The sequence below is a fragment of the Streptomyces roseolus genome (assembly GCF_014649855.1).
Classification (GTDB): domain Bacteria; phylum Actinomycetota; class Actinomycetes; order Streptomycetales; family Streptomycetaceae; genus Streptomyces; species Streptomyces roseolus.
In genome coordinates, this window is the sequence record NZ_BMTV01000044.1 from 1 (window position 1) to 14839 (window position 14839).

14 protein-coding genes and 5 pseudogenes are annotated in these 14839 nt (G+C 72.0%); 11 read left to right on the forward strand and 8 right to left on the reverse strand.

Going from position 1 to position 14839, the window contains the following annotated elements:
• Positions 1-403 precede the first annotated feature (403 nt).
• Positions 404-463 (forward strand): annotated as a pseudogene (locus tag IE245_RS37485) (hypothetical protein); the annotation flags it as partial.
• A 217-nt stretch (positions 464-680) separates the two neighbouring features.
• Here IE245_RS37485 and IE245_RS33775 read toward each other — a convergent pair.
• Both IE245_RS33775 and IE245_RS33780 read right to left on the reverse strand, forming a co-directional pair.
• Positions 681-863 (reverse strand): hypothetical protein, encoded by a 183-nt coding sequence (locus IE245_RS33775; RefSeq protein WP_189954724.1) that lies wholly within the window; start codon positions 861-863, stop codon positions 681-683.
• Between the two features lie 98 nt (positions 864-961).
• Positions 962-2032: an RICIN domain-containing protein gene (locus IE245_RS33780; protein WP_189954726.1), complete on the reverse strand. Its 1071-nt coding sequence runs from the start codon at positions 2030-2032 to the stop codon at positions 962-964.
• A gap of 349 nt (positions 2033-2381) precedes the next feature.
• On the opposite strand from IE245_RS33780, the pseudogene IE245_RS38260 reads away from it, so the two are divergent.
• Positions 2382-2477, forward strand: a pseudogene (locus IE245_RS38260) (HipA family kinase); the annotation flags it as partial.
• Between the two features lie 302 nt (positions 2478-2779).
• Here IE245_RS38260 and IE245_RS38265 read toward each other — a convergent pair.
• A complete protein-coding gene (locus IE245_RS38265; protein ID WP_189954728.1) occupies positions 2780-3037 on the reverse strand; it encodes a hypothetical protein in 258 nt (85 codons plus the stop codon).
• Between the two features lie 57 nt (positions 3038-3094).
• Here IE245_RS38265 and IE245_RS38175 point away from each other — a divergent pair, with 57 nt between their 5' ends.
• Both IE245_RS38175 and IE245_RS33795 read left to right on the forward strand, forming a co-directional pair.
• Positions 3095-3244: a hypothetical protein gene (locus IE245_RS38175; protein WP_189954729.1), complete on the forward strand. Its 150-nt coding sequence runs from the start codon at positions 3095-3097 to the stop codon at positions 3242-3244.
• Between the two features lie 131 nt (positions 3245-3375).
• The gene (locus tag IE245_RS33795) at positions 3376-5334 is read left to right on the forward strand and encodes an acyl-CoA dehydrogenase family protein (RefSeq protein WP_189954732.1); all 1959 of its coding nucleotides are present in this window, start codon (positions 3376-3378) and stop codon (positions 5332-5334) included.
• Positions 5335-5762: 428 nt separating this feature from the next.
• Here IE245_RS33795 and IE245_RS33800 read toward each other — a convergent pair whose 3' ends face one another.
• Positions 5763-6035 carry a hypothetical protein gene (locus IE245_RS33800; RefSeq protein WP_189954734.1) on the reverse strand — a complete coding sequence of 91 codons (273 nt, stop codon included), beginning with the start codon at positions 6033-6035 and terminating at the stop codon, positions 5763-5765.
• Positions 6036-6812: 777 nt separating this feature from the next.
• On the opposite strand from IE245_RS33800, the gene IE245_RS33805 reads away from it, so the two are divergent.
• Together IE245_RS33805 and IE245_RS33810 are read left to right on the forward strand one after the other, a co-directional pair.
• Complete coding sequence (locus tag IE245_RS33805; protein ID WP_189954736.1) at positions 6813-7460, forward strand: SMI1/KNR4 family protein; 648 nt, start codon at positions 6813-6815, stop codon at positions 7458-7460.
• Positions 7461-7568: 108 nt separating this feature from the next.
• On the forward strand, positions 7569-7892 hold the full coding sequence (locus IE245_RS33810) for a hypothetical protein (RefSeq protein WP_189954738.1): 324 nt from the start codon (positions 7569-7571) through the stop codon (positions 7890-7892).
• A gap of 236 nt (positions 7893-8128) precedes the next feature.
• Here the strand turns inward: IE245_RS33810 and IE245_RS33815 are convergent, their stop codons facing one another.
• Positions 8129-8707: a hypothetical protein gene (locus IE245_RS33815; protein ID WP_189954740.1), complete on the reverse strand. Its 579-nt coding sequence runs from the start codon at positions 8705-8707 to the stop codon at positions 8129-8131.
• Here IE245_RS33815 and IE245_RS33820 point away from each other — a divergent pair.
• Both IE245_RS33820 and IE245_RS33825 read left to right on the forward strand, forming a co-directional pair.
• A complete protein-coding gene (locus IE245_RS33820) occupies positions 8655-9161 on the forward strand; it encodes a hypothetical protein (RefSeq protein WP_189954743.1) in 507 nt (168 codons plus the stop codon). The two genes, IE245_RS33815 and IE245_RS33820, sit on opposite strands and share 53 nt — an antisense overlap.
• Positions 9158-9700 (forward strand): hypothetical protein, encoded by a 543-nt coding sequence (locus IE245_RS33825; protein WP_229851949.1) that lies wholly within the window; start codon positions 9158-9160, stop codon positions 9698-9700. The genes IE245_RS33820 and IE245_RS33825 overlap by 4 nt, the downstream gene beginning before the upstream one ends.
• 504 nt (positions 9701-10204) lie before the next feature.
• Here the strand turns inward: IE245_RS33825 and IE245_RS38180 are convergent.
• Positions 10205-10440: pseudogene (locus tag IE245_RS38180) on the reverse strand (transposase); the annotation flags it as partial.
• Between the two features lie 78 nt (positions 10441-10518).
• Between IE245_RS38180 and IE245_RS33835 the strand changes: the two are divergent.
• Both IE245_RS33835 and IE245_RS33840 read left to right on the forward strand, forming a co-directional pair.
• The gene (locus IE245_RS33835) at positions 10519-10722 is read left to right on the forward strand and encodes an EF-hand domain-containing protein (protein ID WP_189954746.1); all 204 of its coding nucleotides are present in this window, start codon (positions 10519-10521) and stop codon (positions 10720-10722) included.
• A gap of 362 nt (positions 10723-11084) precedes the next feature.
• Entirely contained in the window at positions 11085-11636 is a 552-nt protein-coding gene (locus tag IE245_RS33840) for an SUKH-4 family immunity protein (protein WP_189954748.1), read from the forward strand.
• Between the two features lie 236 nt (positions 11637-11872).
• Here IE245_RS33840 and IE245_RS33845 read toward each other — a convergent pair.
• Positions 11873-12285: pseudogene (locus IE245_RS33845) on the reverse strand (HNH endonuclease family protein); the annotation flags it as partial.
• Positions 12286-13054: 769 nt separating this feature from the next.
• Between IE245_RS33845 and IE245_RS33850 the strand changes: the two are divergent.
• Positions 13055-14065 (forward strand): quinone oxidoreductase family protein, encoded by a 1011-nt coding sequence (locus IE245_RS33850; protein WP_189954752.1) that lies wholly within the window; start codon positions 13055-13057, stop codon positions 14063-14065.
• Positions 14066-14270: 205 nt separating this feature from the next.
• Here IE245_RS33850 and IE245_RS33855 read toward each other — a convergent pair.
• Positions 14271-14806, reverse strand: a pseudogene (locus IE245_RS33855) (helicase associated domain-containing protein); the annotation flags it as partial.
• Positions 14807-14839 lie beyond the last annotated feature (33 nt).

The window sequence follows — 14839 nt, forward strand, 5'->3', positions numbered from 1 at the left end:
CGAACGGTCGCCGCGCTGGAGGAGGCCGGCCGACGTTGCTGGGCGCCGCGCCGGTACGACACCCTCTACGAGAAGGCAGGCACCGCGCGGGGACTACCGCCAGGCGGTCCCCGTCGTCGTCACCCCCCTGGAACAGTTCCGACGAGCTCGTGCACGGTAAGCGGTGAGACGCCGGGCCAGGGATGGTCGATCATGGTGGGGTAGTGGGGACCGTGACTCGTGCAGCGATCGTTGGCAGCCGTCGATCGCGGGCCTGTCGGCCGATGTGATCGCTGAACTCGTCGCGGAGCTGGGCCCGTTGTGGCATGAGTGTCAACAGGCAAAGCTGACCTCCCGGCCGCGGCAGCGGCGTGTGGGAGCCGACGCGAAGCACCGGCTGGTGTTCGTCGACCGGCTCCTGGCCATGCTCGTCCATCTCCGTCACGGGGTCACCCATGACGTGCCGGCCTGCTGGTCCGGCGTGGATCGCTCCACCATCACCCGGGCCATCGGAGAGGTGCGGCCCCTGCTCGCCGAGCGGCGGTGCACGATCAGCCCCGGCGTTCGGCTGCGGACCCTGGTAGAAGTCGTCGACCACCTCGGCGCCGGCGAACAGACCGGAATCATCGACGGCACCGAGATCCGAGTCCGCCGCCCCCACCGGGACACCCGGCACGCCGTGAGCCGCGTGCGACGGGGGCTCAGTCCAGCAGCCCGACCAGCCATCCTAGGAGGTCGCCCACCGCGCCGAAGGCCCACTGGGCCGCCACCACGAGCAGCACGCAGACACCGAGGAAGAGGACCGTGCCCCAGCCGCAGCCGTGGCCGCCCACCTCCGCCGAGCTGTTGTCGCGGCCGCCGGCCTCGAAGTCGAACAGATCCATGTGCGCCCCCTGAACGCCCTCGTGAAGCCCCCGGCTCCGTCCTTCTGTGATCTCAGGACTCGCCGGGGCCCGGCGGTTCCGGCCGACCGCGGTGGGGTTCAGCGTGCGACGGTCCAGCGCTGGCCCTCGGAGCCGTCGCAGGTCCACACGCCGAGCTTCTTGTAGTCCTCGTGGTAGGTGAGGCAGTCCTGGTCGCTGATCCTGATCTGGTAGGCGTCGCCGTCGAGGGGGAGGACCTCCCACTTCTGGGTCGTGCTCGCCTTCCAGGTGTTGATCTGGGCGTAGTAGGTGCTGGTGTTCATGGTGAGGGCCGGGCCGTTGCCGTTGGCGATCTCGTAGCGCCCGTCGCCGGCGTCCTTCAGCGTCCACGTGCCGCTCGTGGTGCCGAGCTTGCCCGCGACGACGGACGAACCGGACGAGGTGTTCGTCGCGACGGCTCCGAGGCCGTTGACGGTCCGCAGCTGCACGGGGACACCGACCGGGAGCTGCCCGGCCGCGGGGCCGGGCGCCTCCGGCCCGCTGTAGGAACGGAAGGCCGGGGGAGTGCCGGGGTGGGCGGGCACACCGGGGATGGGGGTCATGTCGCCCGGTCCGGGCGTCTCGCCCTTGGGTGCGCCGGGGTCCGCCGGGGGCTCCATCGTGGGCCGGAAGTCGATGGTGGAACCGTTGCGGTCCCACAGGCCGTAGAAGCCCCAGTTGATCCAGCCGCCGTCACCGTGGTTGGTGAAGCTGCCGCCGCCGGAGAAGATCCAGATGCGGAAGGTCTGGTCCTCACGCGAGTTGGGGGAGCTGTACTCGACATCGCCCTGGAACGCCACGTCGCGGAGGTTCTCCGTGTAGTGGTTGTAGAACCACGGGTCCCCGAAGGCGTTCTTGCCCTTGATGTCGAAGATCATGATGTTGTAGTTGCCGCCGGTGTAGTCCGTCAGCATCTGCAGCAGTTCCTTGACGAAGTTCTCCCGGTCGAGCGTCTTCGCCTGGCTGCTCTCCTTGACCGCCAGGATGCACCACGTCAGCGTGCCCGTCCCGTACGACCCCGGCACGACCGTGTCCTCCGGCTTGCAGTTGTCGGCGGCGCCGTCCGCCAGGGCGGGCTGCGCCGCCCCTCCGACCAGCAGGGCGCTCGTGCACATGGCGGCTGCCACGACCGTGGCCAGGCGCTTCTTCACTCGGGGACTCCTCGGGGACGGGACGCGAAAGAACGACGGTCCCCACCCTGGGCCTCTCCCCTAACGTTCCGCTGATGATCCACTTACGTCTTACGTCGGCCGGGGACGACGCCCGGCTGCGGTGATCACCCTCGGTTTCTACGCTCCCTTCGTGCCGGAGGCAGGCGGCAAGGGAACGTGGCGGCTCGACGACCTGCTCGAGAGCGGGGACGGCCGGTCCGCCGGCCGGAACTTCCCGGGTTCTCCCCAGCGCCGTCGACCGTGGTTCCCGCCCCTGCGCTCCGGGGAAGTCGTCCGTGGACGGTAAGGCCGAAGAGATGGGCGGCCTGGGAAAGCGTGGGAAGAGGACGTGGCGACCCGCTACGTCACGCCCCTGCGTGAGGGCGGTTCGCTCCCCGGGATCGTCGAGGCCGACGATCCCGGCACGTACGTCATGCAGTTGTCCACCTGCCGGCGCTGACCTGCGTTGATGCGGCTGTAGCCACCTCTGACCCGCGCGGACAAGTCCTTCAGCGTCTTTCGGGATCGTGCCGCGTTACGCGGCCGATTCTCCCCACGCGCTCCCCAGGACAGCCGATACTCCCCAGATTCTCCCCAGGAAGGAACGTCGCGGCGGGGCTGGTGGCACGGACATCACGCCACTGCAGCTGCTGCCAAAGGCACGTGGAGTGGCCGTCTGCGGGTCATGGCAGAGACCTGCGCTGAGCGGGTGAGCGCAAGGCGTAAGTCGGAGTCCCCTGAACAGGCTCAGGAGACTCCGGCGTCCAGCGCGACGAAGAAGGCGACATCATCCCCGCGCCCGGCCCCGGCCAGGACGCCGACGAAGAGGAAAGCGCGGCACAGGCCGCCGGGTCCGCCCGGCTGCACTTCGCCGGCCCCCGCACCCCGGCCACCGCCGCCGCCTTCCTGCGCACCCGCGTCTACTGACCCGAGTCCCTGGTCTGGCTGGAGGGCTACCAGGCCCTGCGCCGCTGGCGCGCCGAGCACGGCATCACCGGCCTGCACGCCGTTCCCTGGGGCGTCAAGGCGCTCGCCCGGTTCACCGCCCGCGAGGGCACCGGCGTGACCCCCGCACGCGGCCACGTCGAGCGCCTTCTCGACGACGGCGAGGAGCACGAGCACAAGCTCGGCATCTGGTACGCCGACACCCGCCGGCGCCGCGCCAGCCTCGACCCCGCCCAGCGCGCCGCCCTCGGCGTCACCTGGGCCTGACCCGCCCGTCCCTGCCCGACTCCGCGCCCAAGGGCCCCGGAGCTACCAGCCGGTGCTCCGCCGCCCGTTCCCCGGCTCCTTCCCCTGATCACGTCTGGTATGACACGGGCACGGCGGGGTAACGGACGCCCATGGCATCCGACGACTCCTCCGCCGCGAGCGGCTTCGTACGACCCGAGATCGACGCCGAGTCCCTGGCACGCCTCCTGGACGGGGAGCACGCCGGGGTCCGCGACCTCGTCCGGACCAATCTGGCGGCCCATTCCTCCGTCCTGGACGACGCCGAGCGGCTCGACCGGGAGGCGTTCCGCGAGCGGGTGCGGGACGTCGCGGTCGCGATGGCCGGGACCGGGCAGACCGGGATGGGCTTCCCGGCCGCGTACGGCGGCGGGGACGACATCGGCGCCTCCGTCGCGGCCTTCGAGACCCTCGCCTTCGGCGATCTGTCGGTACTGGTCAAGGTCGGGGTGCAGTTCGGCCTGTTCGGCGGGGCGATCCTGCAGCTGGGCACCGCCCGCCACCACGACGCCTACCTCGCGGACCTGGTGGCCGGCCGGCTGCTGGGCTGTTTCGCGATGACCGAGTCCGGGCACGGCTCCAACGTGCAGGCGCTCGGCACGGTCGCCCGTTACGACGCGGCCGCCGGGGAGTTCGTGATCACCACCGAGGGCGAGGCGGCCCGCAAGGACTACATCGGCAACGCCGCCCGCCACGCGGAGCTCGCGGTCGTCTTCGCCCAGCTGGAGGTCGGCGGCGAGGCACGGGGCGTGCACGCGTTGATCGTGCCGCTGCGGTCCGGTGGCGAGGTCCTGGAGAGCGTCGAGATCGAGGACGACGGGCTCAAGATGGGCCTCAACGGCGTCGACAACGGCCGCATCCGCTTCCACGGCGTCCGTGTCCCGCGCGAGGCGCTCCTCAACCGCTTCGCCGACGTCACGCCCGAGGGCGCGTACGTCAGCCCCATCGACAATCCCGACCGCCGCTTCTTCACCATGCTGGGCACACTCGTCCAGGGCCGGGTCTGCGTCGGCGGCGCCGGGGTGAGCGTGGCGAAGGTCGCGCTCACCCTCGCCGTCAAGTACGCCGTGCGCAGGCGCCAGTTCGAGGCATCCTCGGGCGCCGGGGAGCAGCTGCTGCTGGACTACGGGCTGCACCAGCGGCGGTTGCTGCCGCTGCTCGCCCGTACCTACGCCCTGCACTTCGCCCAGGATGCCGTGCGCGGGCAGCTCCACGCCGTCTTCTCCGGCGACGACGACTCCCCGAAGGCGCGCCGGCGCCTGGAGTCGCGGGCCGCGGGCATGAAGGCGCTCGGTACCTGGCACGCCACGCGCACCGTGCAGGAGTGCCGTGAGGCGTGCGGCGGCGCCGGGTACCTGGCGGTGAACCGCTTCGCCGCCCTCAAGGCGGACAGCGACGTCTTCACCACCTTCGAGGGCGACAACCACGTCCTGCTCCAGCTGGTGGCGAAGGGGCTGCTCACCGACCACGCCGGCGAGTTCGAGGACCTGGACCAGCTGGGGATGGTCCGCTACGTCACCGGCCTCGCGGTAGGGACCGTCATCGAGAAGACCTCCGCCCACAAGCTCCTGGAGCGGGTCCGCGACCTGCTGCCCGGGGGCGACGAGTGGGACCGGGAGGCCGGGCTGCTTGACCCGCAGTACCAGCTGGCCATGCTCCGCTTCCGCGAGGAACACATGCTCGGCGGCCTGGCCCGCCGCCTGAAGGCCGGCGTCGACGGGGGGCGCGATCCCGGAGCGGTGTTCTCCTCGGTGCAGGACCATGTGATCGCGCTCGCCCACGCGCACGCGGAACGGCTGGTGCTCGAATCGTTCGTCCACGCGGTGAAGGCCCTGCCCGAGGGCGGGAACAAGGTCGCCCTGAAGCTGCTGTGCGACCTCCACGCCCTGTCGACGATCGAGGCGGACCGGGCCTGGTTCATGGAGCACGGACGCCTCACCGTCCAGCGGTCCAAGGCGATCAGCCGCGAGGTGAACGACCTGTGCCGCAAGGTCCGCCCCCTCGCCGTCGATCTGGTCGACGCCTGGCGAGTGCCGCCGCAGCTGCTGCGCGCGCCTGACCTGCTGGGCTGACGGGGCCCGGCCTGCCGGCCTGGAGCGAGGAAGGGGAGCCGACGGACGGGCCGATCGGTGGCGGGAGCGGTGCGGGCCGGCCGATGAGGCCGGCCCGTCGGCGCGTCCGGGGCGGGTCGTTCGCGTGTCCGGGGCCTCGTTCGCGCGGCCCGGGGCCTGTCGTTCACGCAGGTCCGGAGTCGGTCGTTCGCGTGTCCGGAGCTTCGTCCGTGGGCCGCGTCCCAGGGGGCCGTGAGTACGGCCCAAGGCGCGACGGCTCGCGGGCGGGGGGCGCGCGGTCGGTCGGCGCCGGCCGGTGCGGGCACGGCCCGGACGCGGGGCCGCCTCGGCCGGTGGCCGTCCCCATCCCATGAGCACGGGGACGGCCACCGGCCGAGGCGGGGCGGATCCGGAGGACCCGTGGGACGGGCCGGGTGCCGGTCCGCGGGTCAGGCGGAGACGAAGAGAGCGCCGAGGACCATGCCGCCGATCAGACCGACCGCGGCGACGACGACGGCAGGCACCGCGAGCCGCTCGTGCCGGACGGTCTTGGCGACGACGGCCAGTACGACGCCGATCACGCCGAAGACGATCGGCAGGAACAGCAGCGCGATCACGCCGAGGACCATCGCGATGATGCTCAGCACGTTGTCGGTCGCGGTGCGCTCCGGCGCGCCGTAGGGCTGCTGTCCGGTGGGCTGGTTGCCGTAGTGCGTCGTCATCTGCCTCTCCTTCGCGAGCGCTGGCACCGGGCCGGTCCGGTCGGACCCGCCTTCGACGCCCGGATGCCCCCGAATCCGTCCCGCACACGCCCGTCGGGCTGGCCGGGGCGCGGACGGGACCGCTCCGCAGGGCGGGCGCCCGCCGCCCTGTCGACCTGCGCGCGGCAACGCCGCCGTCGTGGGGGACGGTGCGGTCTCCACGTGTACGGGAAGGAGGTGGTCCCCCTCACGGTGCCGGGCTCGGGCGGGTTCTGGTCGGCCGCCTGTTCCTCCGCCTCGTCGGCGGGAACCACGAGGATCACCCGTCGGTGGCACCCCTCGGAAACCTCGGACCGCGTCTGCCGGCCGTCTCCGCGCGGGGAGCTACCGTGGCCCACCCACGGTGGGGCGGCCCCGCCACCTTCACTGCACTGACTCTGGGCACCTCGGCTCCCCGCCCCGTGGGCGCCGCCCTCGGGGCGCTGCTGCTGCTCCGCGCCCGCGCGGGGACGGCCCCGCGAATCCGCCGAGGACGGTGAGAAGGGCGAACTGCTCCCCGCCCGCACGGGGGATGGTCTCACAGGTCGGCCGTCTTCTCCGGGCCCGGTGACACCACGCCCCCGGATCATGAGCAACAAGGGGGAAAGTCATGCTGGGCCCGAAGACCGGTAGTCCTATTGCGGAGCCACGAAGAAGGCGACGGGGCGAGGCTCCGGCCTCCGGCTTGTTGTCCGGGAAGGCGAGCGTCCTAATGTGGTGTGGCCCGGACCGAGTCTTCTGTGCAAGGAGCACCAGCCCGTGAACCACGAGCCGTTATCTGACGCTGTCGTCGAGCGCCAAGTCTCCGACGCTTGGGAGCGCATCACCGCCTGGCTCCGGCGTCATGCCCCTGCCTCGTATGCCGCGCTCGGGCCGGGCGCGACCGCGGCCGCAGTGGATGCCCTGGAAGAGGATCTCGGTATCCGCATACCCCTCGCTCTGCGGGTGCTGTGGTCGCTGACCGCGGGTGACGACGGGGTCGACGGTGCGGGGTGTCTGCCGGGCAACCAGGCCCTGATGCCGCTGCACGCGGTTGCCGGCTTCTACCGGCAGCAGATGGCCGCACAGGCGCATCAGGACGCCCTCAACGCCCGTCGGCCCGAGGGCGACCGGGTCACCGTGTGGGCGGCCGTGTGGGTCCCGGTGGCCTCCTACGGCCCGGCGGATCGCACGTCGGGCCTGTACCTGGACGCGTCGACCGGGTACCTGGGCCGCTGGTCCCGCTGCAACGAAGGGCCCGGCGACGAGCTGGACACGCTCACCACGTATCTGGAAGACGTCGCCGACATGCTCGAGGCCCGGGCCCTGGCGAGCCGGGACAGGCCCGGCCTGGTCGGTGGAACGCTGGTGTGGGGCAGCGGGCTCGATCCCGCCCGGGAAGGCCGGTGGCGCCCTCTGGCCAGCTGAACGCCATGAGGAATTGGGCGACGATGCCGTTCTCCTCGTCAGCTCCACGTCTACCCGAGCCGCTCCATCGGCAGCCTCTTGGCCTCCCCTGCCCCGATGGTCGAGGGCATGCCGACCGGCGCGCAGGTCGGCGACGCCGGAGACACGACCGGCGACGGGCACCCCGACCCCGTCTCCGCCGACGGCAAACCGTGGTTGTGCAGGAACAACCGGGCCGCCGTCCGGCCCTCCGTGGCGCCCCGCACAGGGATCGGGGACGGCGGCTGGTCGCCCATGACCATCACCGTGCCCGGCGATGTCGACGAGGACGGCCGCCCCGCCCTCCTCCTCGGCGACCCCCGCAGCGGTGACCTCCACCTTTACGAGGGCAGCACCACGTTCGCCACGTGCAACCGGAGCGGTTGGGCCTTCACGCCGCCGGACGGCCGCTGAGCGCCGGCGCCGCGGACGCCGACCTCGACGGCGCGGCGGACACGTGGGCCGACACCGGAGCCGGTGCACCCATCTTCCACGGAAACCTCGGCAGCGGCCTCCACACCGTCATCGGCCACAGCGGCTGGGACGGCGTCACCGCCATCAGCCGACCCCGCCTCACCCGGCCCGAGCAAGGCCGAAGCCCCTGGGGAGGAGAACCTCACCATGGGCTTCGGCACACTGCTGCGAGGACGTCAGGACAGGGATTCGACGTACCCCCAGCCGCCGCTGCCGACCCGCACGGGAGCGGCCCGGCCGGAAACGGTGGCGGGGCGGAAGAAGAAGTCACCGCCCTGCTGAATCCGCGCGTCGTAGGTTGTGGTCCCCCACAGGTCGGCCAGGCCGTCCCGGTTGCCGTCGCCGAGAGAGACGGCGAGCTCGGCGCCCATGGCCGGCAGCGCCGCGGTGCCGTCGCTGCGGTACTGCAGCACCTTGCCCGTGGTCCGGTTCCGGGCCCACAGGTCGGCACGGTTCAGGCCGTCCGGCTCTCCCTCGGCCCTGCCCGTATCGCCGGGAGCCACGACGTCAAGGTCACTCCCGTACGCCCACTCGGCGTTGCCGATCGCCAGAGCCGCGTGCGGCAGGGACGGGCCCGTCGCCGGATCCGCGCCGCGGTGCAGCCACAGTCCGGTGCCGCCCTGGACGACGAGATCGGGGCGGCCGTCACCGCTGACGTCACCGACGGCACGGGGCGCGGTGCCCGCCCAACGGCCCTCGCGGTTGGGGAAAGCGACCGCGTCGCCGAGCGCACCGTCCCCGAGAGTCGGGTACACGTACAGTTCGGCTCCCATCCGGGCCAGGACGCCCCCGCGACCGTCGCCCGTCCCGTCACTGAAGAACGTCTACGACGGCACGGCCGTCCTCGACGAGGACGGCCGTGCCGTCGTAGAACTGCCCGAGTGGTTCGAATCGCTCAACGAGTCCTTCCGCTACCAGCTCACCGCGATCGGCGCCCCGGCCCCCGAACTGCACGTCAGCCGCCCCCTCGCCGACCACACCTTCGCCATCGCGGGCGGCGGCCCCGGCCTTGGGGTCTGCTGGCAGGTGACCGGAGTCCGCTGCGACCACTGGGCGAGGGCCCACCCCCTGACCCCCGAGGAGGAGAAGCCGCCCGCCCAGAAGGGCCGGTTCCTCCACCCCGAACTGCTCGGCCACCCGTCGGACCGGTCCCTCTCGCCCTACGGGCGGGCCCGCCTTCCCGCCGGCCCTCGCGCGATGGAAGGATGACCGTCACGAGCGAGCACCTGGGGGAACGCATGCACGACCGTGGCGCACCCGAATCGGCGGAGGGCTTCGGCGTCTTCGCCGTCGACGCCGACTGGCCGGAATCACGGCAGGTGACGGGCCACGGCCACACCCCGGCCTCCGGCGACGCCCATGTGTACCTGTGGTTCGGCGCTCCGCATTTCGACCCCGAGGTCGCGCACGTCACGGTCCTCAGTGCCACCTCCGGCAACGCGGAGGCCGGCGAGGCCCTGGAGCGGGCCTTCGAGACCTTCTACCACCCCGACGAGGAAACTCCGGCCGTCCTGCCGGTCTTCGCGCCTGTCGCCATCACCGCGGACGGCGAACCCGTGACGTTCGAACTCTGGCGGAGCAGCGGCAATCCCCGCTGGGTCGCACGGGGGCACGTCGGGCGCACCGACGTCGTCCTGACCGGCGGCGTGATCGAGCCCGGCGAACTCAGCCTGACCCGCGTGACCGACCTGACGTCGTTCACGAACCCGTTCGCGTCCCCTTGGATGCCCGAATCCTTCCTGGGCTGACGGCGCAGGCGGCCGGCGACTCGGCCGGTTGCCTCGTCGGCACGGCGGGTGCCGGCCGTCACACGTGCCGTGGAGGTGACGTCTGTGGCGGAATCAGTGGAAATGCGGGCGACGGTCCGGGAACCGTACGGGCCGGCCGACCTCAGTTCGGTCCCGGTCTTCGCCGGAGGATTCATCGACTTCGGGTACCGGAGGTCGGCCGACCTCGCCGACACCATCTCGGTCGACGACCGGGTCCGCAGCCGGCAGGACCTGTACCGGCGGGTCCTCGACTCCGTCGGGCCGCTCGCCGACGGGACGGAGTCGAGGTCGGCTGCGGGCTCGGCGTCGGGTGCGCGCCGGCGCTGCGCGAGTACGATCCCGGCCGCATCAGGGGCATGGGCATCCACCCGCAGCAGCTGGACCGCGCCCACCGGGCCGACGCGACCCTGCTGGGCAGCGTCTGACGATTGATCACGAGCTGGTTTCGCGGAGCCGGAGGATCAGCGAGGCCGGAACGAATCCGGCACGGTAGCGGCCGGCGAGCTTGTCGAACCTGGTCGCGATCGCGCGGAACTGCTTGAGGCGTGCGAAGCATCGTTCGACCACGCTGCGCTCGCGGTGGACCTCCTCGTCGAAGGCGGGCGGCCGGCCGTCTGGTCGCGGCGCTCGAGGACCTGGCCGAAGGCGGTGGCGTCGTTGACGTCGCCGGGTGTGAGCGCGATGGACAGGGGCAGGCCCCGGCCGTCGACGGCGAGGTGGACCTCGTGCTGTCGATGGTGTGGCAGGGTGGTGGGCATGTGGGCCTCAGGGGCCCGTGAACGTGAGAGAGGTATGCCGTGAACGAGGCCGAACTCAGGGCGCTGTTCGACGAGATCGACACGGATGGCGACGGGCGGATCAATATCGTCGAGTTGGCGGAGGGCTTCAAGGCCGAGGGCGCCCACGGGCACCTCGCGGAAGAGGTCAAGAAGGCCATGACGGCCGACGCGAACCACGACGGGGTCCTCGACTTCGACGAGTTCCGCACCCTGCTGAAGTAGCGGCAGGCCTGACCGCCCGGGCGCCTGGGGCCCGCTCCAGGCGCCCCGCGCGCCGGGTTCAGTGGGGCCCGGCGCATCGGACAGGCCCTGAAGTCGCCCAGCGCTCCTCCATCCGCGGCGTTCATCCGAGGCGTTGAGGGCCTGGGGGCTCTGCCACGGCACCAATCCAGCTGACCAGGACGCGCATCCCCTCAGGGAGATGAAACCGGTTCACCGCGGGTTGCGCGCAAGGCCGTCCGACGTGACCTCTGAAGGACGGCTTCGAAGATCAGGTCCCCTCCGTGTGCCTCAGGCCCCCTCCGTGTGCCGCAGGCCCCTTCCGTGTGCCTCAGTCACCCGCCTTCCGAACCCAGGTTCCCAGCATGAACTTCGCCGTCACCGCGGACGAGATGCGCGCCGCATTCGGACTCACCGGCGTCGTCTACTGCCCCCACTGCACGGCACCCCACCGTCGCCTCGACGCTCGCACCGCGTACCTGCTGAGCACCATCGGACTGCCCGACACCGAGTGGTTCATGTCGAAGACGAGCCCGCGCGCGGACGACCACATCGACATCCCCCGGTGGTACAGCAAGTGGGGCACCGCCCCCGACGAGTGCCGCAACTGGCTCGTGCTCGGCATGCTCGCCGACACCACCCTCGGACTCGACCCGGACTCCGGAACCGTCTACGCCCTCGGCGACGGCCCGGCCCACATGACCTACAGCCCCCTCCATCGGGACGTCGAATCCCTCGTCTACGCCCTCACCCAGTTCCAGAACCTGCAACAGGCCCTGGAAGAGGACGACGAGAACCGCGAGGAGCGCGTCGACGCCCTGCGCGCCCGGATCACCGCGTTCGACTCACTCCCGTTCGCCGACGAGGAGTCACAGTGGCACCTCATCTTGGAGGAAGTCATCGACGGAACCTGGTAGCCACCTTTCCCGGCCAGCAGCGCACGCCGACAGCCGGAAGAGGCAACACCCGGCAGAAGATCGTGACCCCACGAGGTCGCCCCTCCTCGCGGTCGGAGCGGCTCGCCCCCCCCGCATCCGTCAGCGCGCGACGGACCGCTTAGGACGGGACCGCTGAGCCAGAGCGAGCTCTGCCGTGTGCCAGCGACTGCGCGACTGCCGGCGGCGCACATGTCGTCCACCCGGCCGGCGATCCGTCAGGGAGCCGGCGTGCAGTGGACGACGGCGATCTCGCAGGCCTCGGCGTAGACCGTCAGCACGTCGGCCTCGGCCCGGTCCGCTGTCAGGCCCCGGCGGAGCTTGGACGCGGTCCAGTCGCCGATGTAGCGACACGGGCGTCCGGGCGCGGCGGCATCCATGTCGCCGAATCCTGGTCGGCCTTCTGCCGGTCGGTGCGGGCGGTGACGGCGACGAGGGAGGCGGTGGCGTCCTGGTCGTTGGCGTACGCCTCACGGCGCTTCGCATCCCAGGCCGAAGCGCCGGAGTCCCAGGCCTCGGCGAGCGGGACCATGTGGTCGATGTCGAGCTTGCCGGGGTCGGTGACCTCCTGGCCGTCGCAGTACGACGGCCGCTGCCCGCCGGACAGCTTGCAGCCGACCGCCACGGCCGGGACTCGACCGCCTCGGCCTGCAGACCTCCGCCGTCCGCCGTCCCGGGCCCCGGTAGGGTCCGTCCCAGACCGTGCCGATATGGCGTGTGCGGGCCAGGCCCGGTGCCCAGCGCGCTCTGGGAGCCAAGTACCACCGGGCCGCCCCTGCACGCCGCCTGTCGGCTCCTCCGCCCCGCCTGGGTGCTGCTCCCCGCCCCCACGGCCGCGGGATGGTCCTGACGAGGCACGGGTACGGGCGGTCTCCGGGGCTGCTCTCCGTCCGCGCGGGGATGGTTCCAAGGCGGAGCTGGACGCGATCCGGGTCTGCTGCTGCCCCCGCCCGCGCGGGCGCGGTGCCAGGGCGTCGTCGACGTCGTCGGACGCGCGGGTCTGCTCTCTGCGCGGGCGGGGATGGTGCCGGGGGCGGGGACTTGGTAGGGGCGTTTACGGCCGCTGTCTCGCCTGGCCCGTCCGGCCTCCCTCCTCGGCGGTGAGGGGGCCGGGTGCCCCTTCAGCGTCGTTCTGTCGGCTCGTCCGCCTCGCGTGGGCGTTCCCTCGGGCGGGGCGTTCGCTGTTCGGGCGGGAGCGGAGCGTCGGTGTCTTCCTCGCCTCCGGCCTCGGTCTCCCCGGATGCCTGGTGCTCCTCACCCCCGGCCTCGGTCTCCTGTCCCGGGCCCGGGTGCAAAGCAGACGTCTCCGTTCCCGGCGGGGCGGCGGACTGGTCCGCTTGCCGGGAATCGGATCGCCGTCAACGGGGTTGGTGGGGGGACGAGCCGATCATTGGAGGGTCATGCGAGCGATTCAGGTGTACGAAGTGGGCGGTCCCGAGGTGCTGCGGGAGGCCGAGGTGGACCAGCCGCGGCCGGGTCCGGGCGAGGCGGTCGTGGAGGTCGCCGCGTCCGGGGTCAACTTCCTCGACGTCTACCACCGCGAGGGCCGGTACAGCGTCCCGCTGCCCTTCACCCCGGGCGCCGAGGGCGCCGGCACGGTCGTCGAGGTCGGGCCCGGCGTCGCTGACGTCGCGGTCGGGGACCGGGTCGGTTGGGTGGAGATACCCGGCACCTATGCCGAACGGGCCGTCGTGGACTCCTCCCGGCTGGTGCCGCTGCCCGACGACATCGGCTTCGAGACAGCCGCCGCCGTGCTCCTCCAGGGCATGACCGCGCACTATCTCGTCAAGGACGCCTACCCGGTCCAGGGGGGCGACACGGTGCTCGTCCATGCGGCTGCCGGTGGCATGGGGCTGCTTCTGACCCAGCTCATCACCCACCTCGGCGGCAGGGTGATCGGCACGACGTCGACCACGGCGAAGGCCGAGCTGGCGAAGCGCGCCGGGGCCGCCGAGGTGATCCTCTCCTCCGCGGTCGACGATCTCGCAGCCGAGGTGAGGCGGCTCAACGGCGGTCAGGGACTGCCCGTCGTCTTCGACGGCGTCGGCGCGCACACCTTCGACGCGAGCCTCGCCAGCCTGCGACCCCGCGGCCATCTCGTGCTCTTCGGCGCGGCAAGCGGCGCCGTGCCGCCGTTCGATCCGATCCGGCTCGCCCACGGCGGTTCGCTGACCCTGATCCGGCCCAGCCTCGGGGACTTCATCGCCGATCGGTCCGAACTGCTCCGACGGGCCGCCGATGTGTTCGAGTGGGTGCGCTCCAAGGCACTTGAGGTCACCGTGACGGGCCGCTACGCATTGTCCGAGGCCGCCCGGGCCCACAGCGATCTGGAGGCCCGGCGTACCACCGGCAAGCTGCTCGTCATACCCGATGCGGCCGCTCTTGGGCGCCCCGAGGAGACGCAGAGCTGATCGCGGGTGACGAGGACGGGGATCTTGGAGAACGAGATGTCGAGGGCATGACCGGCCGTCACCGCCAAGATCCCCGACAGCATCAGGCACTCAGCAGGCCAAGACCAAGTCCTGGCGGGTTTCTGACGTATCCGGGTCACCCCCCCTTCAAGATCCCTCAGCCGAGACCTGGCTCACCCCTTCACGACCTCCCGGGACAGAACCCCCGCTCCGCCGCCCGCTTCGGGTCCTTCCCGAGACCGCCCTTCCGGCGCAGGTTCGCCATGTGCTGCCCGACCGGCACCATCGCTTCGCCCTCGCCCCACACCGCGTCCTGACGCGGCGCGAGGCGCCCGGTCGCCCGCCCGTAGGACCGCAGCGCGGCCGGCTTCGCCTCCCACGCCTCCTCGCCCGGCTCCCACACCATCCCGGCCTCCGGCGCGTCCAGCAGCGTCTTGCCCCGGTCCGCCGGCTTCCCGGCCCGCAGCGCCTGCGCCGCTGGTGCACCCACCGCCCGAGCGGGAAGTCCTTGGTGACGCCGGCCTCGACCTCGATGTCGTACGGGACGGCGTAGACACCGGTGATCTCGTTCTCCTTCCGCCACCGCAGCAGAGCCTGATAGCCCTCCAGCCACACCAGCGACTCCGACCGGTACACCCGGGGCCGCGGGAACGCCGCGACCGTCGGGGCGTCGCGCGGGCTGGAGAAGTGCAGCAGGGCCGACTCGGCAGCCTGCCCGGCCTCGTCACCCTCTCCCTGACCGGCCACCTCATCGACGCGGCCGACTTTCCGCCG

Coding starts and splice junctions, on each gene's coding strand:
- IE245_RS33775 (WP_189954724.1), bottom strand. CDS start 863: ATGGATCTGTTCGACTTCGAGGCCGGCGGCCGCGACAACAGCTCGGCG.
- IE245_RS33795 (WP_189954732.1), top strand. CDS start 3,376: ATGGCATCCGACGACTCCTCCGCCGCGAGCGGCTTCGTACGACCCGAG.
- IE245_RS33800 (WP_189954734.1), bottom strand. CDS start 6,035: ATGACGACGCACTACGGCAACCAGCCCACCGGACAGCAGCCCTACGGC.
- IE245_RS33810 (WP_189954738.1), top strand. CDS start 7,569: ATGCCGACCGGCGCGCAGGTCGGCGACGCCGGAGACACGACCGGCGAC.
- IE245_RS33825 (WP_229851949.1), top strand. CDS start 9,158: ATGACCGTCACGAGCGAGCACCTGGGGGAACGCATGCACGACCGTGGC.
- IE245_RS33840 (WP_189954748.1), top strand. CDS start 11,085: ATGAACTTCGCCGTCACCGCGGACGAGATGCGCGCCGCATTCGGACTC.
- IE245_RS33850 (WP_189954752.1), top strand. CDS start 13,055: ATGCGAGCGATTCAGGTGTACGAAGTGGGCGGTCCCGAGGTGCTGCGG.